At 69.0% G+C, this 20,467-nt stretch carries 26 protein-coding genes; 19 read left to right on the top strand and 7 right to left on the bottom strand.

The features are described from left to right. Positions 1 to 54: 54 nt before the first annotated feature. A complete protein-coding gene (locus ACFYZB_RS38435; protein WP_388766376.1) occupies positions 55 to 648 on the top strand; it encodes a hypothetical protein in 594 nt (197 codons plus the stop codon). A 22-nt stretch (positions 649 to 670) separates the two neighbouring features. Here ACFYZB_RS38435 and ACFYZB_RS38430 read toward each other — a convergent pair whose 3' ends face one another. Next, complete coding sequence (locus ACFYZB_RS38430; RefSeq protein WP_388766375.1) at positions 671 to 1,705, bottom strand: TauD/TfdA family dioxygenase; 1,035 nt, start codon at positions 1,703 to 1,705, stop codon at positions 671 to 673. A gap of 260 nt (positions 1,706 to 1,965) precedes the next feature. Here ACFYZB_RS38430 and ACFYZB_RS38425 point away from each other — a divergent pair, with 260 nt between their 5' ends. From ACFYZB_RS38425 to ACFYZB_RS38365, 13 genes are all read left to right on the top strand, one after another. Then, positions 1,966 to 2,988 (top strand): AraC family transcriptional regulator ligand-binding domain-containing protein, encoded by a 1,023-nt coding sequence (locus ACFYZB_RS38425; protein ID WP_388766373.1) that lies wholly within the window; start codon positions 1,966 to 1,968, stop codon positions 2,986 to 2,988. 307 nt (positions 2,989 to 3,295) lie between these two features. After that, entirely contained in the window at positions 3,296 to 4,354 is a 1,059-nt protein-coding gene (locus tag ACFYZB_RS38420; RefSeq protein ID WP_388766371.1) for a 3-keto-5-aminohexanoate cleavage protein, read from the top strand. A 51-nt stretch (positions 4,355 to 4,405) separates the two neighbouring features. Then, positions 4,406 to 5,380 carry a quinone oxidoreductase family protein gene (locus ACFYZB_RS38415; protein ID WP_388766370.1) on the top strand — a complete coding sequence of 325 codons (975 nt, stop codon included), beginning with the start codon at positions 4,406 to 4,408 and terminating at the stop codon, positions 5,378 to 5,380. Between the two features lie 37 nt (positions 5,381 to 5,417). Then, positions 5,418 to 6,338 (top strand): TauD/TfdA dioxygenase family protein, encoded by a 921-nt coding sequence (locus tag ACFYZB_RS38410; RefSeq protein ID WP_388766368.1) that lies wholly within the window; start codon positions 5,418 to 5,420, stop codon positions 6,336 to 6,338. 93 nt (positions 6,339 to 6,431) lie between these two features. Beyond that, a complete protein-coding gene (locus ACFYZB_RS38405) occupies positions 6,432 to 7,718 on the top strand; it encodes an MFS transporter (protein WP_388766365.1) in 1,287 nt (428 codons plus the stop codon). Continuing rightward, positions 7,715 to 8,338, top strand: coding sequence for an RBBP9/YdeN family alpha/beta hydrolase (locus tag ACFYZB_RS38400; protein ID WP_388766363.1), 624 nt, complete (start codon positions 7,715 to 7,717; stop codon positions 8,336 to 8,338). Before ACFYZB_RS38405 ends, ACFYZB_RS38400 begins: the two co-directional genes overlap by 4 nt. After that, entirely contained in the window at positions 8,335 to 8,496 is a 162-nt protein-coding gene (locus ACFYZB_RS38395; protein WP_388766362.1) for a hypothetical protein, read from the top strand. Before ACFYZB_RS38400 ends, ACFYZB_RS38395 begins: the two co-directional genes overlap by 4 nt. 6 nt (positions 8,497 to 8,502) lie before the next feature. After that, the gene (locus ACFYZB_RS38390; RefSeq protein ID WP_388766360.1) at positions 8,503 to 8,775 is read left to right on the top strand and encodes a hypothetical protein; all 273 of its coding nucleotides are present in this window, start codon (positions 8,503 to 8,505) and stop codon (positions 8,773 to 8,775) included. Further along, complete coding sequence (locus ACFYZB_RS38385) at positions 8,775 to 9,038, top strand: integrase core domain-containing protein (RefSeq protein ID WP_388766357.1); 264 nt, start codon at positions 8,775 to 8,777, stop codon at positions 9,036 to 9,038. The genes ACFYZB_RS38390 and ACFYZB_RS38385 overlap by 1 nt, the downstream gene beginning before the upstream one ends. A gap of 836 nt (positions 9,039 to 9,874) precedes the next feature. After that, positions 9,875 to 10,558, top strand: a complete 684-nt coding sequence (locus ACFYZB_RS38380) for a TNT domain-containing protein (protein WP_388766355.1) — start codon at positions 9,875 to 9,877, stop codon at positions 10,556 to 10,558. A gap of 79 nt (positions 10,559 to 10,637) precedes the next feature. Beyond that, positions 10,638 to 10,991 carry a hypothetical protein gene (locus ACFYZB_RS38375; RefSeq protein WP_388766354.1) on the top strand — a complete coding sequence of 118 codons (354 nt, stop codon included), beginning with the start codon at positions 10,638 to 10,640 and terminating at the stop codon, positions 10,989 to 10,991. Positions 10,992 to 11,290: 299 nt separating this feature from the next. Beyond that, positions 11,291 to 11,461, top strand: coding sequence for a hypothetical protein (locus ACFYZB_RS38370; RefSeq protein WP_388766352.1), 171 nt, complete (start codon positions 11,291 to 11,293; stop codon positions 11,459 to 11,461). Between the two features lie 285 nt (positions 11,462 to 11,746). After that, positions 11,747 to 12,454 (top strand): VC0807 family protein, encoded by a 708-nt coding sequence (locus tag ACFYZB_RS38365; RefSeq protein WP_351217578.1) that lies wholly within the window; start codon positions 11,747 to 11,749, stop codon positions 12,452 to 12,454. Between the two features lie 114 nt (positions 12,455 to 12,568). Here the strand turns inward: ACFYZB_RS38365 and ACFYZB_RS38360 are convergent, their stop codons facing one another. Together ACFYZB_RS38360 and ACFYZB_RS38355 are read right to left on the bottom strand one after the other, a co-directional pair. Then, positions 12,569 to 12,760, bottom strand: a complete 192-nt coding sequence (locus ACFYZB_RS38360) for an STAS domain-containing protein (protein ID WP_388766350.1) — start codon at positions 12,758 to 12,760, stop codon at positions 12,569 to 12,571. Between the two features lie 26 nt (positions 12,761 to 12,786). Further along, entirely contained in the window at positions 12,787 to 13,980 is a 1,194-nt protein-coding gene (locus ACFYZB_RS38355) for a nitrous oxide reductase family maturation protein NosD (RefSeq protein ID WP_388766348.1), read from the bottom strand. A gap of 369 nt (positions 13,981 to 14,349) precedes the next feature. Here ACFYZB_RS38355 and ACFYZB_RS38350 point away from each other — a divergent pair, with 369 nt between their 5' ends. The 4 genes from ACFYZB_RS38350 (at position 14,350) to ACFYZB_RS38335 (ending at position 16,259) form a co-directional block, all read left to right on the top strand. Then, positions 14,350 to 14,841 (top strand): DUF2975 domain-containing protein, encoded by a 492-nt coding sequence (locus ACFYZB_RS38350; RefSeq protein ID WP_388766347.1) that lies wholly within the window; start codon positions 14,350 to 14,352, stop codon positions 14,839 to 14,841. Then, a complete protein-coding gene (locus ACFYZB_RS38345; RefSeq protein ID WP_388766346.1) occupies positions 14,841 to 15,062 on the top strand; it encodes a helix-turn-helix domain-containing protein in 222 nt (73 codons plus the stop codon). The genes ACFYZB_RS38350 and ACFYZB_RS38345 overlap by 1 nt, the downstream gene beginning before the upstream one ends. 142 nt (positions 15,063 to 15,204) lie before the next feature. After that, entirely contained in the window at positions 15,205 to 15,765 is a 561-nt protein-coding gene (locus ACFYZB_RS38340) for a winged helix-turn-helix domain-containing protein (protein ID WP_388766418.1), read from the top strand. Continuing rightward, on the top strand, positions 15,651 to 16,259 hold the full coding sequence (locus ACFYZB_RS38335) for a transposase (RefSeq protein WP_388766417.1): 609 nt from the start codon (positions 15,651 to 15,653) through the stop codon (positions 16,257 to 16,259). The genes ACFYZB_RS38340 and ACFYZB_RS38335 overlap by 115 nt, the downstream gene beginning before the upstream one ends. A 92-nt stretch (positions 16,260 to 16,351) precedes the next feature. On the opposite strand, the gene ACFYZB_RS38330 is transcribed toward ACFYZB_RS38335, so the two are convergent. Both ACFYZB_RS38330 and ACFYZB_RS38325 read right to left on the bottom strand, forming a co-directional pair. Beyond that, positions 16,352 to 17,515: a Crp/Fnr family transcriptional regulator gene (locus ACFYZB_RS38330; protein WP_388766344.1), complete on the bottom strand. Its 1,164-nt coding sequence runs from the start codon at positions 17,513 to 17,515 to the stop codon at positions 16,352 to 16,354. Further along, entirely contained in the window at positions 17,493 to 18,257 is a 765-nt protein-coding gene (locus ACFYZB_RS38325; protein ID WP_388766343.1) for a hypothetical protein, read from the bottom strand. The genes ACFYZB_RS38330 and ACFYZB_RS38325 overlap by 23 nt, the downstream gene beginning before the upstream one ends. Positions 18,258 to 18,587: 330 nt before the next feature. Here ACFYZB_RS38325 and ACFYZB_RS38320 point away from each other — a divergent pair, with 330 nt between their 5' ends. Further along, the gene (locus tag ACFYZB_RS38320; protein ID WP_388766341.1) at positions 18,588 to 18,749 is read left to right on the top strand and encodes a hypothetical protein; all 162 of its coding nucleotides are present in this window, start codon (positions 18,588 to 18,590) and stop codon (positions 18,747 to 18,749) included. A gap of 296 nt (positions 18,750 to 19,045) precedes the next feature. On the opposite strand, the gene ACFYZB_RS38315 is transcribed toward ACFYZB_RS38320, so the two are convergent. Beyond that, positions 19,046 to 19,399 carry a VOC family protein gene (locus ACFYZB_RS38315; RefSeq protein WP_388766340.1) on the bottom strand — a complete coding sequence of 118 codons (354 nt, stop codon included), beginning with the start codon at positions 19,397 to 19,399 and terminating at the stop codon, positions 19,046 to 19,048. 107 nt (positions 19,400 to 19,506) lie between these two features. Next, the gene (locus tag ACFYZB_RS38310) at positions 19,507 to 20,412 is read right to left on the bottom strand and encodes a LysR family transcriptional regulator (protein ID WP_388766339.1); all 906 of its coding nucleotides are present in this window, start codon (positions 20,410 to 20,412) and stop codon (positions 19,507 to 19,509) included. Positions 20,413 to 20,467 lie beyond the last annotated feature (55 nt).

The following is a 20,467-nucleotide window of genomic DNA, read 5'->3' as shown; positions in this document are numbered from 1 at the left end:
TGAGCGCCCTGCGCTGGCTCGGGGACCTGAGCGACTGACAGCGTGGGAAGCACCATGGACGCCCTGCATCTCGTCCTCAACGCAGTCACGGTCATCTTCATCGGGGCCACCATGTTCGCCGCCGGTCTGCGAGCCACCGTCCCGGCCCTGCGCAGCGTCTTCGCCGATATTCCGCTTCTGCTCCTGGCGCTGATCGCCAACATGGTGGTCATCCCGCTGCTCGGCTGGGGCCTCGGCGCGCTGCTCGGCCTCTCCTCGGCTTCCTTCATCGCGCTCATCCTGATCGCCTCGTCCCCGGGCGGCCTCTTCGGGGCGAAGCTGGCGACCGTGCAGCAGGGTGACGTCGGCGCGCTGGTGCGGACGGTGGCGCCCCTGCAACTCGTCCCGTTCGCCATCGGCCTGCTCCTGCGCCGCTACGCCGAATCCACCGGACGGTCGTGGCACCCCACGGCGGCCGCGGTCTCCAACATCACGTTCCTGGTCGTGCTGGCGGCCATGCGGCTGGGCAACTGGCGGGACGTCGTCGATCTCTTCGGTTCACTTGCCCTGCTTGCTGGGTTCCTGCTCGCGGTTTTCGCTGGCGTACGGCGACGTGCGCTTCGTGCACGGCCGCGGAGTTCACCAGGAGCGTGGCGAGGTTGGTCATGACTGGGGGCGTCCTCGATTCGTGTCAGTGGGTACGCGGCGGCATAGAGCCACAGCCGGGGCGTGCCCCGCGCAGGCTCCGGGGGCGGATGACGTCGCTCGGGGCGACGCCGGTGCGCGGCACAGAGTGGATGTGCGGTCCGGCTGACCGGCCGGTTGGGTTGGTGTCCTCGTCGCGGGCCAGCCACATGCGCAGCAGGTGGCGTCTGTGCTCCGGTGCGTCGAAGTCCTCGTACGCCGAGCGGGCGTGCAGCACCACGTGGTTGTCGAGCAGCAGCAGATCACCGGGCCGGAGATCCAGTTCGAGCTGGACGGCGGGTGAGGCGGCCGTCGTCTCGATGAGGTCGTACAGCTCCCGGTCGGCGGCCCGGGCGCCATCCGGACCATTGTCGCGGGCACTGTGTGCGGCGTTGGCCAAGCGGGCGCGGTCGTAGCGCATGCTGGGTCTGTCGCCGTGCCGGGTGACAAGCGGAGAGGCCAGGTACGCCTCCTCACCGGGCGCCCGTTCCTCCTGACGGTCGAAGAGGTGGCTGCGGTACAGGCGTCCGGCGAGGTCCGGGCGGGTGTCGAGCACGGCGTTGTGTACGGCGGCCGCACTCGCCAGCAGCGTACGGCCGTCCGAGCGGGCTGGTCGCAGGCACAGCAGGCCGAGCAGGTCACACTCGGCGGTATGGAATGGTAGCGCCGCCCGGGTCAGGGGCATGGGCGAAGCCGGCCCGTTCGGCACCGGGCCGGTGTCCCGGATGTGGCAGAGGATGCGGCCGTCGGCGGTCTGCGGGACGGGCCTGCCGAGGTACTGGCCGATGCCGCGCAGCACAGTGCTCGCATCCGCCTCGCCGAGCAGATCTGCCGGCACGCTCCGGAGCAGGACGAAGCCCGGTCCGTGGGCCAGTGCCGCCGCCGCGCGTTCGAGCTCGGTGGCCAGCGTGGGCAGCGGGAAGTCGGCGACGGTCGTCCGCAGCAGGGTGGCGCCGCGCCCGCGGGCGGTGTGCACAGCCGTACGCAGTTCCTGACAGTGCTCGGCGAACAGCCGCACCATCCAGTCGTCACGATCTGCCACATCGGGGCCGTACCACAGGGCGGGACTCGTGAACGGTCTGGTCGGCGCCGTCCTCGTATCCGGGGTTTCGGCCATGGTCGCCTCCGCGAGGTCTGTGAGCCGAGCAGCTTCTTTCTGCGGTGTGGCGGTCAGGCGGCACGGCTGCCGGTCGCCACACGGTCGCGTTGAACGGGGATGCTACGAATCACTCGTCTCCCATGCTTGACGCACAGGGACGGGAAACTTAACTTTTGGGGACCCTGCCGCCCTGGAGCGTGCCCATGAGGCCCCTTGTCCGCACCGCCGCGCTGAACGGCTACGTCGAGCTGAGCCGTTCCCTCGGTCTCGATCCCCGTGCCCTGATGAAGAGCGTCGGCCTGGACACCGCGGACCTGGCCGTGCAGGACCGGTGGATCTCCGGCACTGCGGTCGTCAGACTGCTGGAGCTGTCGGCCGTTGCCTCGGGGCGCGAGGACTTCGGTCTGCTCCTGGCGGAGCTGCGGCGCTTCTCCAATCTCGGTCCCATCAGCCTGCTCGTCCGTGAAGAGCCTGATGTACGCAGCGCGTTGGCACTGCTGATCCGCCATCAGCACACGTACAACGAGGTTCTGCACGCCCGGCTCTCGGAGGGCAACGGGGTGGCCACGCTCAAGGTGGATCTCCGGCTCGGGGAGTCGCAGCCGGCCCGGCAGGGCACGGAGCTCGCCGTGGGCGCGTTCCACCGCGTGCTGTGCGGCTTCCTAGGCCCGCACTGGCGCCCGTCATCGGTCTGCTTCGCGCACGCGGCGCCACGGCACACCACCGGCCACCGCCGCCTGTTCGGGCCTGTGGTGGAGTTCGACCGCGACTTCAACGGCATCGTCTGCTATGCCGAGGACCTGGACGCCCCCAACGCCATGGCCGACGCGCAGTTGCGCAGCTACACCCGCCAGTACTTCGAGCCCGTCGCGGCTCCCAGGGAGGCGTCCGAGGCCGACCGGGTGCGCGACCTCATCGAGGCGCTGCTGCCGACCGGGCGCTGCTCCATCGAGCAGATCGCACGCAGTCTCGGCGTCGACCGGCGCACCGTGCACCGTCATCTGGCCCGCTCCGGCGAGACGTTTTCCTCCCTGCTCAACTCGACCCGCATGGGGCTCGCGGAGCAGTTCGTCGCCAATCCCAGCCGCTCCTTGACCGAGGTCTCGACGCTGCTGGGGTTCTCCTCGCTGAGTGCGTTCTCCCGCTGGTTCCACGAGCACTTCGGCACCGGGCCGCGGGAGTGGCGCAAGAGCCGGGGCGGCACGGCGACGCACGGCGGAAGCTGAGCCCGCAGGACGCCTGGCGTGACGGCAGGTCCCGATGGCCCGCCGGATCTGTCCCCGATCGGCAAGTCACTTGTCCCCGCAGGCAAAGCAGATGCCTACCGCTCGCCCTACCGTGGCACCACCGCGCAGGCGGCCGGCCTCCGGAGGGGGCGCTCTGCTGCTCCCCTGAGAGCACTCCCTCCGGACCGGCCCAAGACTGCCTGGGCCAGGTGTCGCCACCGGCCCGGACGTCCGCTGCCGCATGCCCTGTCGTCGCGTCCACCGCCTGCCCCGTGACGCGATCACCCCTGCGACAAGGAGAAGCACCGTGCACTTCCACGACGACTCTCTCTTCCCCGAGAACCAGGAAAAGCTGGTGATCCAGGCCGCGCCGTACGGCCCCGAGTGGCTTCCCGGAGACGCGGACGACCTGCCCCTGACCATGGACGAGCACGTACAGGCGGCCGTCGACTGCTACAACGCCGGCGCGACGGTGCTCCACATCCATGTCCGCGAGCTCGACGGCAAGGGCTCCAAGCGGATGTCCATGTTCAACGAACTGCTCGGGCGGCTGCGTGAGGCCGTGCCGGACATGGTGCTCCAGATCGGCGGTTCGATCTCCTTCGCCCCCGAGGGCGAGGGCGGCGACGCCAAGTGGCTCGCCTACGACACCCGCCACCTGCTGGCCGACCTCACCCCGGCGCCCGACCAGGTGACGATCGCGATCAACACCAGCCAGATGAACATCGTCGAGATCATGAACGACGACGACCTTCAGGGCACGTCGATCGCGAAGCCGGACTACTACCGCGCCTACCGCGACATGGTCGTCGAGGCCGGTCCGGAGTTCTACCTGGAGCACCTCAAGCGCCTGCACGCCAACGGTATCCAGCCCCACTTCCAGCTGGCTCACCTGGCCCAGCTGGAGACCGTGGAGCGGCTGATCCGCGCGGGCATCTACACCGGGCCACTGATCCTCAACTACGTGGCCATCGGCGGCGGTTTCGCCGGCCGACACCCCGCCGACCTGGTCGAGTTCATCCGCCGTGTGCCGGACGGCGCCGTCCTGACGATCGAGAGCTCCATGCGCGCCGTTGCCCCGATGAACGCCGTCGCCATCGCCCTCGGCCAGCACGTGCGCGTCGGCAACGAGGACAACCTGTGGCGCGCCAAGGGCGAGCGGATGTCCTCCGTCGCCCAGGTCGAGCAGATGGTGCGGATCTCCGAGGCGCTCGGCCGGGAGATCGCCACGGGAGCGGACGCCAAGCGGATCTACAAGCTCGGCGAGTACTACGCGGATGCCGACGAGACCCTCGCCCGGCTCGGCATGGTGCCCAACCGCCGCCCTGGACAGCGCGGCTTCATGCTGCGCGACGTCCAGGGCTGATCCACGGCCCCCCCCTTCCCCCACCCCTGCGACCCCCTCCGGGAGCTCTCCGTGGCACACGCCGTCCGCTTCTACGAAACCGGTGGCCCTGACGTCCTCACCTGGGAGGAGGTGTCCGTCGGCGACCCCGGAGCGGGCCAGGTACGCATCCGGCACGAGGCCGTCGGCCTCAACTTCGCCGACACCTACTTCCGTACCGGGCTCTACCCGGTACGGCTGCCCGACGGCATCGGCGTCGAGGCCGCAGGAGTGGTGGAAGTCGTCGGCGAGGGCGTCACCCACGTCAGCCCGGGGGACCGGGTGACGTACACCGGAAGCCCCCTCGGGGCCTACAGCACCGAACGGGTCATGGATGCCTCGCACCTGATCCGGCTGCCCGCAGGCATCAGCTGCGAGACGGCGGCCGCGATGACCATGCGCGGCCTGACGGCGGCCTATCTGCTGCGCAGGATCCACCCGCTGCGAGAGGGGGACACGATACTGCTGCACGCGGCGGCCGGCGGCGTGGGCCTGATCGTCTCCCAGTGGGCCGCACTGCTCGGCATCCGTGTCATCGGCACGGTCTCCAGCGAGGAGAAGGCGGAGATCGCCCGCGCACACGGATGCCGGCACGTCATCCGCTACCGGCAGGAGAACGTCGCCGAAAGGGTGCGGGAACTGACCGACGGCATCGGAGTACCGCTGGTGCTCGACAGCGTCGGCAAGGACACCTTCGCCGGCTCCCTCGCCTCGCTGTCCCGCCGCGGCCTGCTGGTCTGCTTCGGCACCGCCTCCGGTCCCGTACCCCCCATCGACGCGATGCAACTCGCCGTCCAGGGCTCACTGTTCGTCACCCGGCCCGCCCTCGCCGACTACATCGCCGACCCCGCCGAGCGCGCCGCGCTGGCCGGCGAGCTGTTCGAACACGTCGCCTCCGGGCGCATCAAGATCGAAATCAACCAGCGCTACGCCCTCGAGGACGCGCAGCAGGCGCACCGCGACCTGGAAGCCGGCCGGACCACAGGGTCCTCGGTCTTCGTCCTGTGAGAGGGCGCACCCAGATCCACCCAGGGAGTGAGCACCCATGCCAGACACCGTTTCGCCGTCGCTGCGGCACGCCCCGGCACTGGTGCGCCCGAGCGCGCGCCGCACGTCCGTCGAAGCCGAGCCGCTGACCTGCACCATCGGAGCCGAGATCACCGGTGTGAACCTCGCCGACGCGGCCCGTGACGACGACCTGTTCGCCGAGATCAAGATCCTGCTGCTGCGGTACAAGGTCCTCTTCCTGCGGGACCAGGACATCTCGCGTGCCGACCACGTCGCGTTCGCCTCGCGCTTCGGCCCGCTGGAGGACCACCCCGTCGCCGGCAGCGACCCCGACCACCCCGGACTGGTCCGGATCTACAAGGACCTCGACAGCCCCCCGGAGCACTACGAGAACGCCCTGCACACAGACGGCACCTGGCGGGTGAACCCCTCGATGGGCGCCGTACTGCGGTGCGTCGAATCGCCCCCCGTCGGCGGTGACACGATCTGGGTCAACATGGCCGAGGCGTACCGCCGGCTTCCCGACCACATCAAGACCCGGATCGACGGGCTGCGCGCCCGGCACAGCATCGAGGCCGCCTTCGGCGCCGTCATGCCCGAGGAACAGCGCCACGCGCTGAAGGAACGGTTCCCGGATGCCGAGCACCCGGTCGTGCGCACGCACCCCGAGACGGGCGAGAAGATCCTGTTCGTCAACGCCTTCGCGACGCACTTCGTCAACTACCACACGCCCGAGAACGTGCGATTCGGCCAGGACTACGCGCCGGGCGCGAGCCACCTGCTCACCTACCTGATCAGCCAGGCCGCCATCCCCGAGTACCAGGTGCGCTGGCGCTGGAGCCCGAACAGCGTGGCCATCTGGGACAACCGCTCCACCCAGCACTACGCCGTCCAGGACTACTGGCCCGCCGTCCGCAAGATGGAGCGCGCCGGGATCGTCGGCGACAGACCGTTCTGACCTGCCCTTCCCCAAGCAGTCGAGGTGATGACAATGGAGTTTCACACCACTGCGCAGTCCACGGCCCCGACCGCATCCGCATCGGAATGGCCCGTGTCCAGAGGCTATGCCTGGACGGTCTTCGCACTCGGCTTCGGCCTGCTGCTGTCCGACTACATGTCCCGACAGGTCCTCAACGCCGTCTTCCCCATGCTGAAGGCCCAATGGCTGCTGTCCGACGGCGCCCTGGGGTCGCTCAGCGGCATCGTGGCCCTGGCGGTCGGCGTGCTCACCTTCCCCATGTCCCTCATGGCCGACCGCTGGGGCAGGGTGCGCAGCCTGCTCCTCGCCGCCACGCTGTGGAGCCTGGCCACCCTCGGATGCGCCGTGTCGGCGGGCTACGGCGAGATGTTCGTCGGCCGTCTCTTCGTCGGCATCGGCGAGGCGGCGTACGGCAGTGTAGGCATCGCCGTGGTCCTCAGCGTTTTCCCGATCACCCTCAGGGCCACCCTCTCCGGCGCTTTCATCGCGGGCGGCGCCTTCGGCTCGGTGCTCGGCGTCGCCGTCGGTGGCGCCGTGGCCCAGGCGGCCGGCTGGCGCTGGGCGTTCGCCGCGATGGGGATCTTCGGCCTGGTGCTCGCCGTGGTGTACGGCGTCGTGGTCAAGGAGAGCAGGCTCGCGCCGCGCGAACGGACCACCGGGGGCGAGGCCGGCGCGCAGGAGCGTCGGCTGCTGCGCGCCCACCTACCGCGCCTGTTCTCCTCCGTCTCCGTCGTCAGTGCCTATGTCGGAAGCGGACTGCAACTGTTCATCGCAGGAGCGCTGCTGTCCTGGCTGCCCAGCTTCTTCACCCGCTACTACCACATGACCACGGCCAGCGCGGGCGCGGTCGCCGGCGGCTATGCGATGGTCATCGGCTTCGGAATGATCTTCGGAGGCATCGCTTCCGACCGCATCAGCTCCACCACCCCAATCCGCAAGTGGGCCGTCGCCGCCGGTTGCAGCCTCGGCTCGCTCCTCCTGCTGACCCTCGCCTTCCAACTGCCCATCGGACCAGCACAGTTGTCGGCCCTCGCCGTCGGCGCCCTGCTGTCGGCCGGTTCCGCCGGACCCGCGGCGGCCGTGGTCGCCAACCTGACCCCCGCCGCCATCGCCGCGACCGCCTTCGCCACCCTCACCCTGGCCAACAGCCTGCTCGGGCTGGCCCCGGGGCCCGCGATCACGGGCGCGCTCGCGGACCGGCTGGGTCTGCTGGGCGCCCTGCGCGTCGTGCCCCTCGTCGCGCTCGGAGCCACGGTGGCCTTCCTGATCGGTCGGCACTGGTACGAACGCGACCTGCTCCGTCTCGACGACCTCGCCGTGAAGGCCGAGCCCAGGCACCCGTCGGAGATCCCCTCATGAGCCCCACCGCGGAACCCACCGTGGTCATCATCCCGGGTCTGCGCGAGCACGTCGCCGACCATTGGCAGACCCTGCTGGCGGAGCGGCTGGCCCAGGCCGGCCGTGCCGTTCGCACGGTTCCCCCGGTGGAGGGGAACCGACTGAGTCTGGACGTCCAGGTCGGCAATCTGGCCGCCACGCTGGCGCCCCTGGACGGACCGGTCCTGCTGGTCGCCCACAGCGCCGGAGTCATCACCACCGTGCACTGGGCCAGGCGCCACCGCGCCGACGTACGTGGCGCGCTGCTCGCCACGCCACCGGACTTCGAGACACCGCTGCCGCACGGATACCCCACCCCCGCCGAACTCGCCGACCACGGCTGGACCCCCGTACCCCGCGCACCGCTGCCCTTCCCCAGCCTCGTCGCCGCCAGCGCCAACGACCCCCTGGGGGCACCGGAGCTCGTCGCCGGGCTCGCCCGCAACTGGGGCAGCCGCCTCGTGGAGCTGGGCGCGGTCGGCCACCTCAACCCCGCCTCCGGATACGGCGAGTGGCCCCTGGCCGAGGAACTGATCCGCACCCTGGAGGCCGACTCCGCAAGCGCACCGCTCGCTGCGACGCCCACCGGAGAGCACCCATGACGCCGGACACCGAGCTGCTGTGGACCCCGGGACGCCGCGAACCGGAGGACTCCAACGTCGCGGTGTTCATGGACTGGCTGGAAGAGACCCGTGGCCTGCGCTTCGCCGACTATGCCGAGCTCTGGCGGTGGAGCTCCACCGATCTTCCGGGCTTCTGATCGGCGGTGTGGGAGTACTACGGCCTGGACGCCGTCACCGGACACGACGAAATGCTGGGCGACGTCACCATGCCGGGCGCCCGCTGGTTCACCGGCGCCCGGCTGAACTTCGCCGAACGGTGCCTGGCCCAGGCCACCGACGCACGTGCGGCACTGGTGAGCGTGACCGAGGGCGGCGAACCCGTCGAGATGTCATGGGACCGGCTGCGCCGCGAGGTCGCGGACGTCGCGGCCGCCCTTCGGCGCATAGCGTTTCGATCCGCTACAGCGAACGGCTGATGGACGTCGGCGCGGCCGCGTCGGTGGGCTGCGTCGCGGACTCGTACGACAACGCGATGGCCGAGGCCCTCAATGGCACCTTCCAGGCCGAGCTGATCGAACACCAAGGCCCCTGGCGGGACGCTGACCAGGTCGAACGCGCCGTCGTGCAGTGGGTCGGCTGGTACAACACCGAGCGCCTGCACTCCGCACTCGACTACCCCCCACCCGAGGAGTTCGAGGCGGCCTACTACCGTTCTTTGGTCACTCCGAACGCCGCCTGAAACACACAAGATCGACCGCTACGAAACTCGGGGCAGCTCACGTCGCTGGTTACCTGTCCGTTGACCGTGCTCATGCCGTTGACGCGAGCGGGTTGGAGCATGTACGTGGCTGCGATCGGACTCGCGGCTCTGTCACTGGGGGGGAGTCGTCCGCGTGGTGGCTCAGTCAAGCTTCCAGCAGGCCCTGACGCCGGATCGGCTTCTGGGTCGGATGAGCGCAACAGCTCGGTTTGTTTCCTGGGGTGGCATTCCTCTCGGTGGGCTTTTGGATGGAGCCTCGGGCTCCGTGTTCGGAGCAGCAGGCACTTTGTGGATTGGTGCAGCGGGTATGACGCTGAGTGTCCTTCCCAACTTCCTGTCACCGCTTCGGACAATGCGCACGTTGCCCACGGAGAAGGCACCCGAGTTCGCGCGTTGAGGTGTCGCTGATGGCTGACAAACAAGCGCGTACGACCGCCCCTGGCGTGCGCCCCGGACTGCCACGGTGCGGAAGCGGCTCCGGCCAGTGCGGCCACCCCGACGCAGGCACCTGCGCACCCGGCAGAGCCCAGGGCAGCGCAGGTCCGGACGGACGCGGGTGACAGGTGCACGGATGAGGTCGAAGGCGCCCGGTGGTGGGCCACCCGTCCCCTTGCGCAGTGGGACGCCCGGCCCATGCCTGGCGTTGCCCCGGGCCGAGCGCCCTCGTCACTTCGACCGTCCGAGGACATCTGATCATCGGTTCGGGTGACTGTCTGCAGCGCCTTCGGCCTCTCCGCCGCATGTCGCGCGTGAACTGAGCCCTGTCACACGACGACGCGGTGCCGGGTTGGCGCCGGAAGAGAAAGGGTCACCGAATGCGCGTACCGCGCGCCTTGGTGGGGAGCGCTGTCGCATCGCTCCTCCTGCTGATCGGCAGCTCACCGGCCACGGCTCACGCCGACCACGCCCGTGCAGGGAAGAAGGCCCACTGCCCGACCGCACACCGCGACCCCGGGCCCAGCTCAGCACCGACGAAGCAGTACATGCCCTACTACCGCAACGACTGGCGGCTGGGGCCCAGATTCCTGCCCCGGACGGGCCCCATCGGCAAGATGCTGAAGGGCTATCAGCGCACGGACCACACGTCCGCCAACACGTTCCTCGCGTGCTACTGGTGGACGGACCCCAAGACGAACACGTCGGGCTGGTGGTACCCCGACAACCACGGCTTCGTGCTGAAGAACGGCAAGCCGGTCGAACACCCCCTGACGCTCCGCAAGGGCCAGCTGGTCGACCTCTTCGGCAGCGGCGGCGGCAACTTCCTCGCCCCCGCGGGCACGCCGTACGCCAAGCGGGCGATTCCGCCGAGCAACCTCGACCAGTACGTCGAGTACTGTCCGTGGAGCTACCACCTGTACCGGGTCACCCAGCCGTTCACCGTCGAGGCCGGCCCGATCCGGCCCTGGTTCGGCCAGCCCGGTCTAGGCCTCCAGTACCTGACGAAAGACAAGATCCCCCAGCTCACCGCCCATCACATGCTCGAGGAAATCCCCATCTGACGAAGCCATGACCAAGGTGGCCTCGGCACCTACCCGGCGAGGCCACCAGCTTGTGCCGGGCAGGCGGAGGGACACCCCGATGGACAGCGCAGAACTCGTCGAACGACTCCGCGAGGCCGCCGTTCCCGAGGCGTTCTACGAGATTGCCGGTGTCCACGAGGTGCCCATCCAGCTGGACGCCTACTACTTCCTGCGCCGTGAGGCGGCTGCCTGGGCCGTCGGCCTGCGCCAACGCTCCGAGGACAGTGTCATGCGGCGCTTCGGGACCGAAGCCGAAGCCTGCGCGTACCTCTACGACACGCTCGCCCACCTGCCCCCTCCCCCGTCGGGGCCCGCGGAGCCCCTGGAGGAGCTCCTCGCGGACACCGAGGAGATCCAGCGGCAGGCCTGGGAGGACTTCCATCGGAGCGCGGGAGCGGCTGACGACAGTTGAATCCCCGGCTTCAGGGAAGGTTCGGGGCCGGCGTACCGGAGACCGGGAGCGCGGCGCCTGATCACCTCCAGTGGTGCGGGGTTCGAGCTCGTCGGGCACGGGTCCCGGTCCCCCGGCCGGTCATCCGGGCCCACGGGTGCCCCCGACCCCGTCCGGCGCGCCGGACGCGCCCCCGGCCCGGGTGTTCGCGCGCCGACCGGTGCGGCCGGTCAGCCCAAGCCCGGCACCGGAGCCCCGGAGGGCACACCGGCGCCGATGTAGGCCTCGAACGCGGCCGCTCCCAGCCGGGGCGGGCCATCGTGCTGCGCCTGGCCGCATCCCTCGGTCTCACACTGCGCGAACGCAACGCACTGCTGCTCGCGGCCCGGACCACGTTCGCCACCGCCGTCGACGTCACGGTGGCGGAGCTGCATCTGGAGGCCTTCCTGCCCCTGGACGAGGAGTCGGCAGCGATCCTGCGGGCGCGGTGAGTCAGATCGGACGATCCATCGCGTACACCCGAGCCGTAGATCCAGCGCACCCAGGTCCCACCTGCAAAGTGACCCCAGCATCGCAGTCCGCCTCGCCCCACTCACACCCAACTCGCTGCCCAGCCCCACCTCCGGGCCATTGACCAGCGAAAATGGAGAAGTCCAGCTGGAGTACTAGCCATCAGAGTCCAAGATCAGCAAGAATATGCGCGGTTCAGATGGCCGCCGGATCACGCCGGGCCTCTGCACGTCGCCTTCTGAAGCATCCGTTCCCGGGGGAAACGCATGTCTGCTGCTACTCCGCAGCCTCCTGCCCGAAAGCGGTCGACCGCCGCTGCGGGCTGGCTGGTCACCATCGCTCTCAACGTGGTCGCGCCCATCCTCATCTACAACCAGTTGCACGACCACGGCTACAGCGAGTCCGTCGCCATCCTCTTCTCCGGCCTCGGCCCGGCGCTGGACATCGCGATCTACCTCGCCTGGCACCGGCGGATCGACGAATTCGCCCTCGTCTCACTGACTTTCGTGGCGCTCACCCTCGTCATCTCCCTCGTCGGGCCCGACGACCCGCGGCTGCTGCTGGCCAAGGACTCCTTCGTCACCGGTCTGCTCGGGGTGGTGTACCTGGCAACGCTGGCCGCGCCGCGCCCGCTGATGTTCTACTTCGGCCGCAAGTTCGCCACGGACGGCACTCCGCAGATGATCGCCTGGTGGAATGGCATGTGGCAGTACCCGGGTTTCCGCCGAGTACAGCGCAATCTCACGATCGTCTGGGGCTTGGCCTTCATCCTGGAGGCGGTGCTGCGCATCGTGCTCGTGTACCGGCTGTCCCACAGCCAGATGGTGACCGTCAACAGTTTCCTGCCGTATGCCGTGATCGGCGTACTGGTCTACTGGACGATGACCTACGCCCGGCGGGCGAGCGCCCGCGGCCGCGCCGCAACCGCAGCAGCCCAAGCCACCGCAACGGCGGCCGTGGACAATTCCGTCTGAACCAGCACCCGGTGGGCTGCCGCGGCGCACTGCCCTGGCCACTGCAAGTGGTGGTCGGTTCTTCCCGCCACCGACGACCGCACACCGGGAGTGGACCACCCGAGGGCGCGCCGGTCAGCCGCTCAGCGCGGCCACGGCGTCGGCGACGGTGTCAAAGATCCGCAGCACTTGATCCGCTGCGGTGATCTCCAGAATCCGGCGTACTGAGCCCGGGACACAGGCCAGGGCCAGCAGCGTCCCTGCCGTCGCCGCCGCACGACGAGCTCCCAGCAGCACGCTCAGCGCTGCCGCCCCGGCAGCTGCCACCCGATCGGCGGCCACTCTGAAGAAGCTCAGTCAGGCTTGACGACAGCGGTCGCCGTGAACCCGCAGCACTGGATTTCCCGGACCGGCGCTACGGTCGTACCGGTGATCCGGTCGCCGTGGAGCATGGCCGTGGTGTCGACCGAGTCAGCGACAACGCCGATGCCGACCTGCCCGCCGGTGATGACGTTGTGGTGGGTCGCACCGTTCCCGTCCTGAATCGCGATCCCAAAGAAGCGGTTATTCCTGAGGAAGTTGGACCTGATCCGGCAACAGTCCGGGCTCGCGAACTGGTAGATGCCGGTATCGGTCCTGGAGATGTGGTTACCGGAGACGGTGGTGCCCGCAGGAGCGCCGAAGCCTGCGAAGACGCCGCCGGACTGCAACTGGGTGATCGGGTCCGGTCCGCATGCGGGGTCGGTGCACACCGAGTCAGAGATTGTGTTGTTCCTGACGGTTGCCACCGCGTTCCCGATGGAGATGCCGAACTGCTCGACCGGAATCTGCGACCCGCCGGCAATGGCGCTGTCCCTCACCACTACCCGCGCAGGCGAGCCCTCGTCAGGTCCGGCTACGTTGATGCCGTCGAGCAAATAGCGAGCGATCTTTACCCGGCGGACGCTCCCGGAGGCCCTGCTGCCGGACACGCCGTTCACCTGGACGAAGCTCGGCAAGCCGAAGACGACACCCCGGCCCCCCGCCTGATCTGCGGGACAGGATGAGGCTGGATGCATGTCCGTGATCCGCGAATCCGAGAGGTCGAGCCTCGCATCCTGCAGTGCGGTGACACCGGCGGACGTCGTGCCGCACGGAAGCGGCCCAGTCACCGAGAACCCGGACATCCGTACGTGCGCGCCATTCGTGATCCGCACGACGCTTGTCACCGGACGATTCGACCGCGTGTCCTGGGCAAAGGAACTGAGCGTCCTGGGCGACTTGATGACCGGACCGCCAACGCCCTCCAGCGTCAGGTTCTTGCCCCTGATCACGACCTGTTCCGTGTAGATCCCTCCCCTGACGACGATCGTGCTGCCGGAGGGGGCTGCGTTTACCGCAGCCTGGATCGTCCGGTAATCGCGGGGTACGACGATCGTCGAGGCCGCATGCGCGGTGGGCGCGATTCCCAGCATGGCGCCCAGTGCCGCCAAGACTGACAGGCAGACAAGAACGCGCTGCGTCCTAAGTCCGCGCAATTGATCTCTTCTGTCGACAACGCTGTCCATGGGGCTCCAGCCGCTCGCATACTTCGCGAACGGTATCGAAAGACCTCATAACCTGTCAGAAGCGGCACGCGCTGGAGTCCAATCGGAGCACCACACCGCCTTTTGGCCGTCAGGTCAAAGGCGTAGGCGCATGGTGTCGGGCCGAGGGAATGAGACCAAGGCTTCGGCGTAGTCGGACGGCATCCGATGCGTGACCAAGCGAGGCCAGCTTCGACAAGTTGAAGAACCTTCGCGTGCACGCCACGCCACGGGAGGGGGCGGCGGTGCCCCGCCATGGGGGGGGAGACCGCCGGCCGCCTCCCTCCCAGCTCTTGCTCAGCCTATCGAAAATCGATAGATTCCGATCGCAATTCGATGGAAGGATGGGCCATGGGAAAGCTGACCGTGGGTGCGCTGCGTGCCGTGCTCGTGGTGGTGCTCGCCGGCACCGTGTTCGTACAGGCCGGGATGGTGTGGGTCTTGGTCACCGGGAGCGATCCGGAGGACGGGTCGCTTCCGCTGACCGCGCTGCGCGTGATGACGATCCTGGGCATGGTGTCGGTCCAGGTCGCCGTGGTCTGCGTAGGGCGGCTGGTGTCGATGGTGCGAAGCGGAACCGTGTTCTCCCACGCCTCCTTCCGCTACGTGGACGGCGTGATCGGCGCGATCGGCGCTGCTGCCCTCGTGTGGTTCGCGGTTACGGCTCTGAATGCGCCCGGCCAGCGGGACGACCCGGGCGTCACCCTCATCATGGGCGGGATTGGCGTGGCCATCCTGGGAGTCGCGCTCATCGTGCTCGTGCTGAGAATGCTGCTCGCCCAGGCCGTCGCCCGCGACGTCGAAGCGGCGCAGATGCGGGCCGAGTTGGACGAGGTGATCTGATGCCGATCGCCGTCGACATCGACGTGATGCTGGCCCGGCGGAAGATGTCCGTGGGCGACCTCGCGGACCGCGTAGGGATCACGCCCGCCAACCTGGCGGTACTCAAGAACGGCCGCGCCAAGGCGGTGCGCTTTGCGACGCTCGCCGCGCTCTGCGAGGTGCTCGAGTGCCAGCCGGGCGACCTGCTGCGCTGGGAGGCCGAAGGCACCGCGGGCGAATGAACCGTGCCTGCCGAGGCGTCATCGCCGATCCCGCTTGACTTTTACTGACTTCGGCTCGTCAGGGTGATCCCTCCTGAAGTGCCTGTTGGCCTTGGGTAGTGGATGTATTACGTGGTGTGTGAGGTATGCGGATGGGGGCGGGCTGACCTCTGCGGGACGTCAGCGCCGGGAGACGGTACGGATGCAGGCGGCCGGGCTATTCGAACAGAAGATCAAGCCGCTGGAGGTCGCACGGCGCCTGCGGGTGAGCCCGAAGTCGGCCTACCAGCGGCGCCAGTTGTGGCGGAACGGCGGCGTGCAGGCTCTGACCTCCCGTGGCCCGAGCGGATCGCGATGCCGCCTGTCCCCGCGCTGTCTGGAGAAGCTGGCCGCGTACCTCGATGAGGGCCCGTCCGCGCACGGCTGGGTGGAGGACCATGTGTGGACCGCGGCGAGGGTGGCCACGCTGATCGGCAGGAAGTTCCACGTCTCCTACAGCGTCTCCGGCGCGACGAGGCTGATGCACCGGCTCGGCTTCAGCCCGCAGGTCCCCGCGCGGCGGGTCGCCGAGCGCGACGAGCAGGCCGTCACCGTCTGGAAGGAGGCGACCTGGGCCGAGGTAAGAGAGCCCGGGCGGCCCGCGGAGGCTACATCTGCTTCGAGGACGAGGCAGGCTTCACCCGCCGGCCACCCAAAGGACGCACCTGGGGCCGACGCGGAGTGACTCCGCAGGTGACGGTGAGCGGAAGACGTTCGGGACGGCTCTCCGTGGCCGGACTGATCGCCATGAGGCCCGGCTCCCGGCCCCGGCTGTGCCACCGCCTGCGCACCCACGCCTCGGGCAAGGGCAACCGCCGCAGCATGGGAGAGCGCGACTTCATCGCGCTGATCGACGGCGCTCACCAGCTCGTCAAAGCGCCGATCGTGCTGGTGTGGGGCCGCTTGAACACCCATGTCTCCCACGCCATGCGTGAGCTGATCGCCGAGCGTGCATGGCTGACGGGGTTCCTGCTGCCCGCCTACTCGCCCGACCTCAACCTCGTCGAGTGGGTATGGGCGCACATCAAGCGCAGCCTGGCCAACCTCGCCGTGGTCGCGCTCGACGGGCTCGAGGCCCTCGTCCGCAACCGGCTCAAACGACTTCAGTACCGGCCCGACACCCTCTACGGCTTCATAGCGGGCACCGGCCTGACCTTCGACGAGCCAACATCACCCTGACCAGCTGAAGTCAGTAACGCACAACCAGCCGGTTCAAGGCCCGGGCTCGTTGATGCGTGTTCTACCGCCCGCCTGGCTCTCCATGTCTGCGGTCACTCGGCTGCCAGCTCCGCAAGCTCCGTGAGTCGGTGCAGGTCCGGGAGGACAGTCGAACGGTAGCTGGTCTCCAGCAGGCGCTCATTGCGTAGTTCACGCAGTGCCTTGTGGATCGCGGGCTCGGCAGTGCCGACCATTGTGGCCAGCTCTGACTGTGTCAGCCGAAGGCGGATCACCACTCCGGAATGCGTGGGAGATCCATATGACGCGGCGAGGTCCACCAACAGCCGGGCCAAGCGCACCTTCGCCGGGTAGCTGAGGAAGTTCAGCCGCTGTTGGTTCGCGAAGCGCAGCCGGTTGCTAGCCATGGCAGTCAGGGCAGCCGCGACCTCAGGGCGGCGCATCAACAGCTCCCGCAGCACGCCTGGGTGCAACGCGCGGGCGGTCATCGGGCCACAGGCGGTGACCGTCGCCGAGCGTGGCGCCCCGTCCAGAGCCGCCATCTCTCCAACCGTATCCCCAGCAGCCGTGAAGGCGATGAGCAAGGGATCACCGCTCTCCGCGCGGGCTGTGACCTTGGCGATACCGGACACCAGCAGAAGGGAATGGCGGTCAGTCGCCCCCTCCCTCAGGAGCACATCGCCCGCATCGAACCGGACCTGGGTACCCAGGCCGAGCAGTTCCTGTCGTGCCGGTGGTGTCAGCGTTCCGAGCAGGCTGCGCGAGGGCCACTGCTGGGAAGACTGCTCGTGCGCTTGGGACGTCTGGTTGTCGGAGCCGGTGAGGACGAAAGCAGGACTTTCCAAGAGTTCCGGCATGTCTTCCGCGTCTGCGACAGGTAGTACGGTGCGCAGATCAGGGGACGGACGTGCCGGTGTCGGCTGGGGAAGAACCGGACGGTCGGTGCCCGGGAGATCATCAGGAACGTCAGGCGCGAGCATGCTCTCGGCAAGCCGTGCTGCGCTGAGCAGCTCGTCGGGGACTTCGCTTTCGGTGCGGAAACCCATGTCATCAAGCAGCTGGACAAGTTCGCGAGCGGACTGCCGAGCCCCATCCAGGTCATCACCATGATGTGCGATCCGATTGCGCAGCTTGATGATCCTGCGCACGGTGCCGGACCGGCTGAGTGGGGTGCGTTCGCGCAGGCGTCGGGCAGCCGGGCTACCCAGGGACGACCTCTCCAGCAATGCCTCGAAGTCATCGTCCTTGTGGTTGGCCATGCTGGTCACCTTCTTCCCTGTCCCAGTCCCGCTTCTCCTTGGTCCGCCATCGGTGGATCAGGCCTTCGATCACGCGGACCGATGCTGCACTCAAGACCTGGCGGATTTCCTCCTGCGAATAGTCGTCGATGGTCAGAGCCACGGCCGCCCGAGTCCGTGCGTCCTTGATGCGGCTCAGGCACTCCTGCACCTCCATTTTGCCTAGGACTTCGTCGGCGGCGCTGACCTGGCTGATGGGAGCCTCGTAGCGCTCTTGCAGGCGTTGCAGGGCGAGGCGGTGCCGTAACTCGCCGGTCTGCCACCGACGGAACTCGTTGGGGAAGTCGTAGGCGCAGGCTCCGACGAAGTAGGTGGTGATACTCGCGCCGCCGGCAGAGGTCCAGCCGCCTTCGATGAACGCTCGCTGTCTGAAGCGGGGCAGGGCGGTAGCTACGGTCATGATCGCTAGCTCCTCCCGCAGGTCGCCGTCCGAAACCAGTTTTTCCAGTTCGCACTCGCGGGGGTGGAGGCCGAAGCCGCGGTCGGCAAGCAGGGTGAAGATGAACCCGGAGTACATCCAACCCCGCAGAACCGAAATGCCGTAGCGGACCAGCTCGTCCACGAACCGCTCGTAAAGCGTCCCCGCGAAGCCATCCCGGGCAAGCACGGCGAAGAGCTGCTCGTCGGCATCGATCCTCTCCTGCAGCTGCTCGGCCTCGCGGCGGTCACCCCCGTTCAGCTGGGAGAGGCCGTCTTCGGACACGGGAGCACCCAGGGGGCCCGGCTGACCTGAAGGCTGTAAGTCGCGAGCACGCGCGGCCGCGGACTGCCCGCCCGTCTCGTCGCCCTCCATACCTCTCCCCTCCGGTCGTCCGGTCGCCCTTCTTGTAAGTGCGCCACGCCGGGACACCCCACGGATCTTCTCAAGATTTCCCGGAGCCCATGTGAGCCTCGAATCAATCCGTGGGGTGCAGGGCCAGGCACGACGTAGAAGCGGGCATCCGACACACCAACACCGATGGAGCAGCACGTGAGTTCAGCGTCCTCCCCTACGCCACCGAATCAACCCGAGCCGGTACAGCAAGGCCCGTTCATGACGCAGCACACAGCCATCATCCTCTTGGCAGCGTTCGTCATCGGTCTGGTCGTCGGCGGCCTCACGTTCCTCAGTGGCAATCCGAGCGCCAGTGCCGTTCTCGCCGGCCTCCTCAGTGCCGGAGGCGGCGTGCCCGTCCTGCGCACCCTCATCGGCTGATATGCGCCAGGTGCCGGGCCGGGCTCCACCACAGCGACCTGTGCACATCCTGCGGGCCACGTCGAGGTCGATGTCCGGCAGCGACGTGCGCCGCTCGCTGCCGGCTGGACCCGGCCGCCCGGTCCCGCCTCAACAGCACCTTCATCGCCATCTTCTTCGCGGGCGGCGCCCTGGGCTCACAGCTCGGGTCCCTCGCCTACCACGCGGCGGGCTGGGGCGCCATGTCCGTGCTGGGCGCGGCCCTTCCCGTCCTGGCGCTGCTGTACTGGCTGACGGAGCGGCGCACGCGGTGACGGTCAGGCGGGCTGCCACAGTTCGATCCGGTTGCCCTCCGGATCGGTGACCCAGCCGAAGCGCCCGACGCCCTCCATGTCCTGGGTCTCCGGGTGCACCTCCGCTCCCTTCTCGCGCAGCTGGGCGAGCATGGCGTCCAGGTCGCGGACCCGGAAGTTGAGCATGGTCCGCTGGGTCCGGGACCCGAAGTAGTCGGTCCCGGACTCGAAGGCCGCGAACACGGTGGGGCCGGTCTCCTGGCGCCACAGCCCGTTGTCGTCGGCGTCCAGCCCCAGGCACTCGCGGTACCACGCGCTCAGCCCCTGCGGGTCGGTGGCCCGCAGGAAGTAACCACCGATTCCCAGCACACGTTCCATGCCGCCATCCTGCCAGGAGCGGGATGCCGTCCGGCCGGTCCCCCGCCCGCGTCGGGCCGTCCCTGGCGGGGAACCGCCGGCTCGGGCAACGTCTTCCGGCCGGCCCACTACGCCAGGATCTCCTGCTCGGCCACCGCCTCCGCGTGGGCGCGTACGTGGTCCAGGAACCGGGTGGAGTTCGGTGGCAGGGTGCGTGGAGTCAGCCAGGCGATACCGATGTCCCGGGCCGCCGCCACGTCGGTGACCTGGAGGTACGACGGTCCGCCGGTGGGCGCGGCGGCGTGCGGGCGCGGTACGAGGGCGACGCCCAGCCCGGCCCCGACCAGACCGCGCAGGGTGGCCACCTCGTCCCCCTCGAAGCCCACCCGGGGGCTGAAACCGGCCTGGGCGCACAGTGCCTCGGTCACCGAGCGCAGGCCCTGTTCGTTCCGCAGCAGGATGAACGGCTCCTCGGCGACCTCGGTCAGCCGCGCCCGTCGGCGCTGGGCCAGCCGGTGCCGGGGAGGTACGGCCAGCCACAGCGGCTCGACCAGCAGACGGCGCCAGGTGATCAGGCGGTGGCCGGGGTCGCCGGCGGTCAGGAGCAGGTCGGCGGTGCCGTCGAGCAGCGCGGCCACGAGGTCGGCCTCACTCCCCTGGCGCAGCTCGAACCGGGAGAGCGGGAAGCGCTCGCGGAAGCCGGTGATCAGAGGGGGCAGCAGCCAGGTGCCCAGCGAGTGCAGGAAGGCCAGCGGGATGAGACCCGCCTCGGGGGCCACCGTCTCGTGGACCGCGCGCAGTCCGCGGTCCAGCCGCTCCAGCGCCGCCTCCGCGTGGTCCTTGAACGCGCGGCCGGCCGGCGTGAGCCGCAGGACGCGCCCCACCTGCTGGAAGAGCTCGGCCCCGACCTCGGTCTCCAGGCGCCGCAGGGCCCGGGAAAGGGCCGGCTGGGTCAGGTGCGCCTCCGCCGCGGCCTGGGTCACCGTCGCGCCGTCCGCCACGGCCACGAAGCAGCGCAGTACCTGCAGGTCCATGCCATCCATGCTACTGGCGCATGGATTCCCGCGCATTCACTCATTGGACGCATGG

The organism is Streptomyces sp. NPDC001852, from assembly GCF_042891825.1.
In the GTDB taxonomy this organism is placed as follows: Bacteria; Actinomycetota; Actinomycetes; order Streptomycetales; family Streptomycetaceae; genus Streptomyces.
Note: the sequence above shows the minus strand (reverse complement) of the source record. Positions and strands in the feature narration are given on the sequence as shown.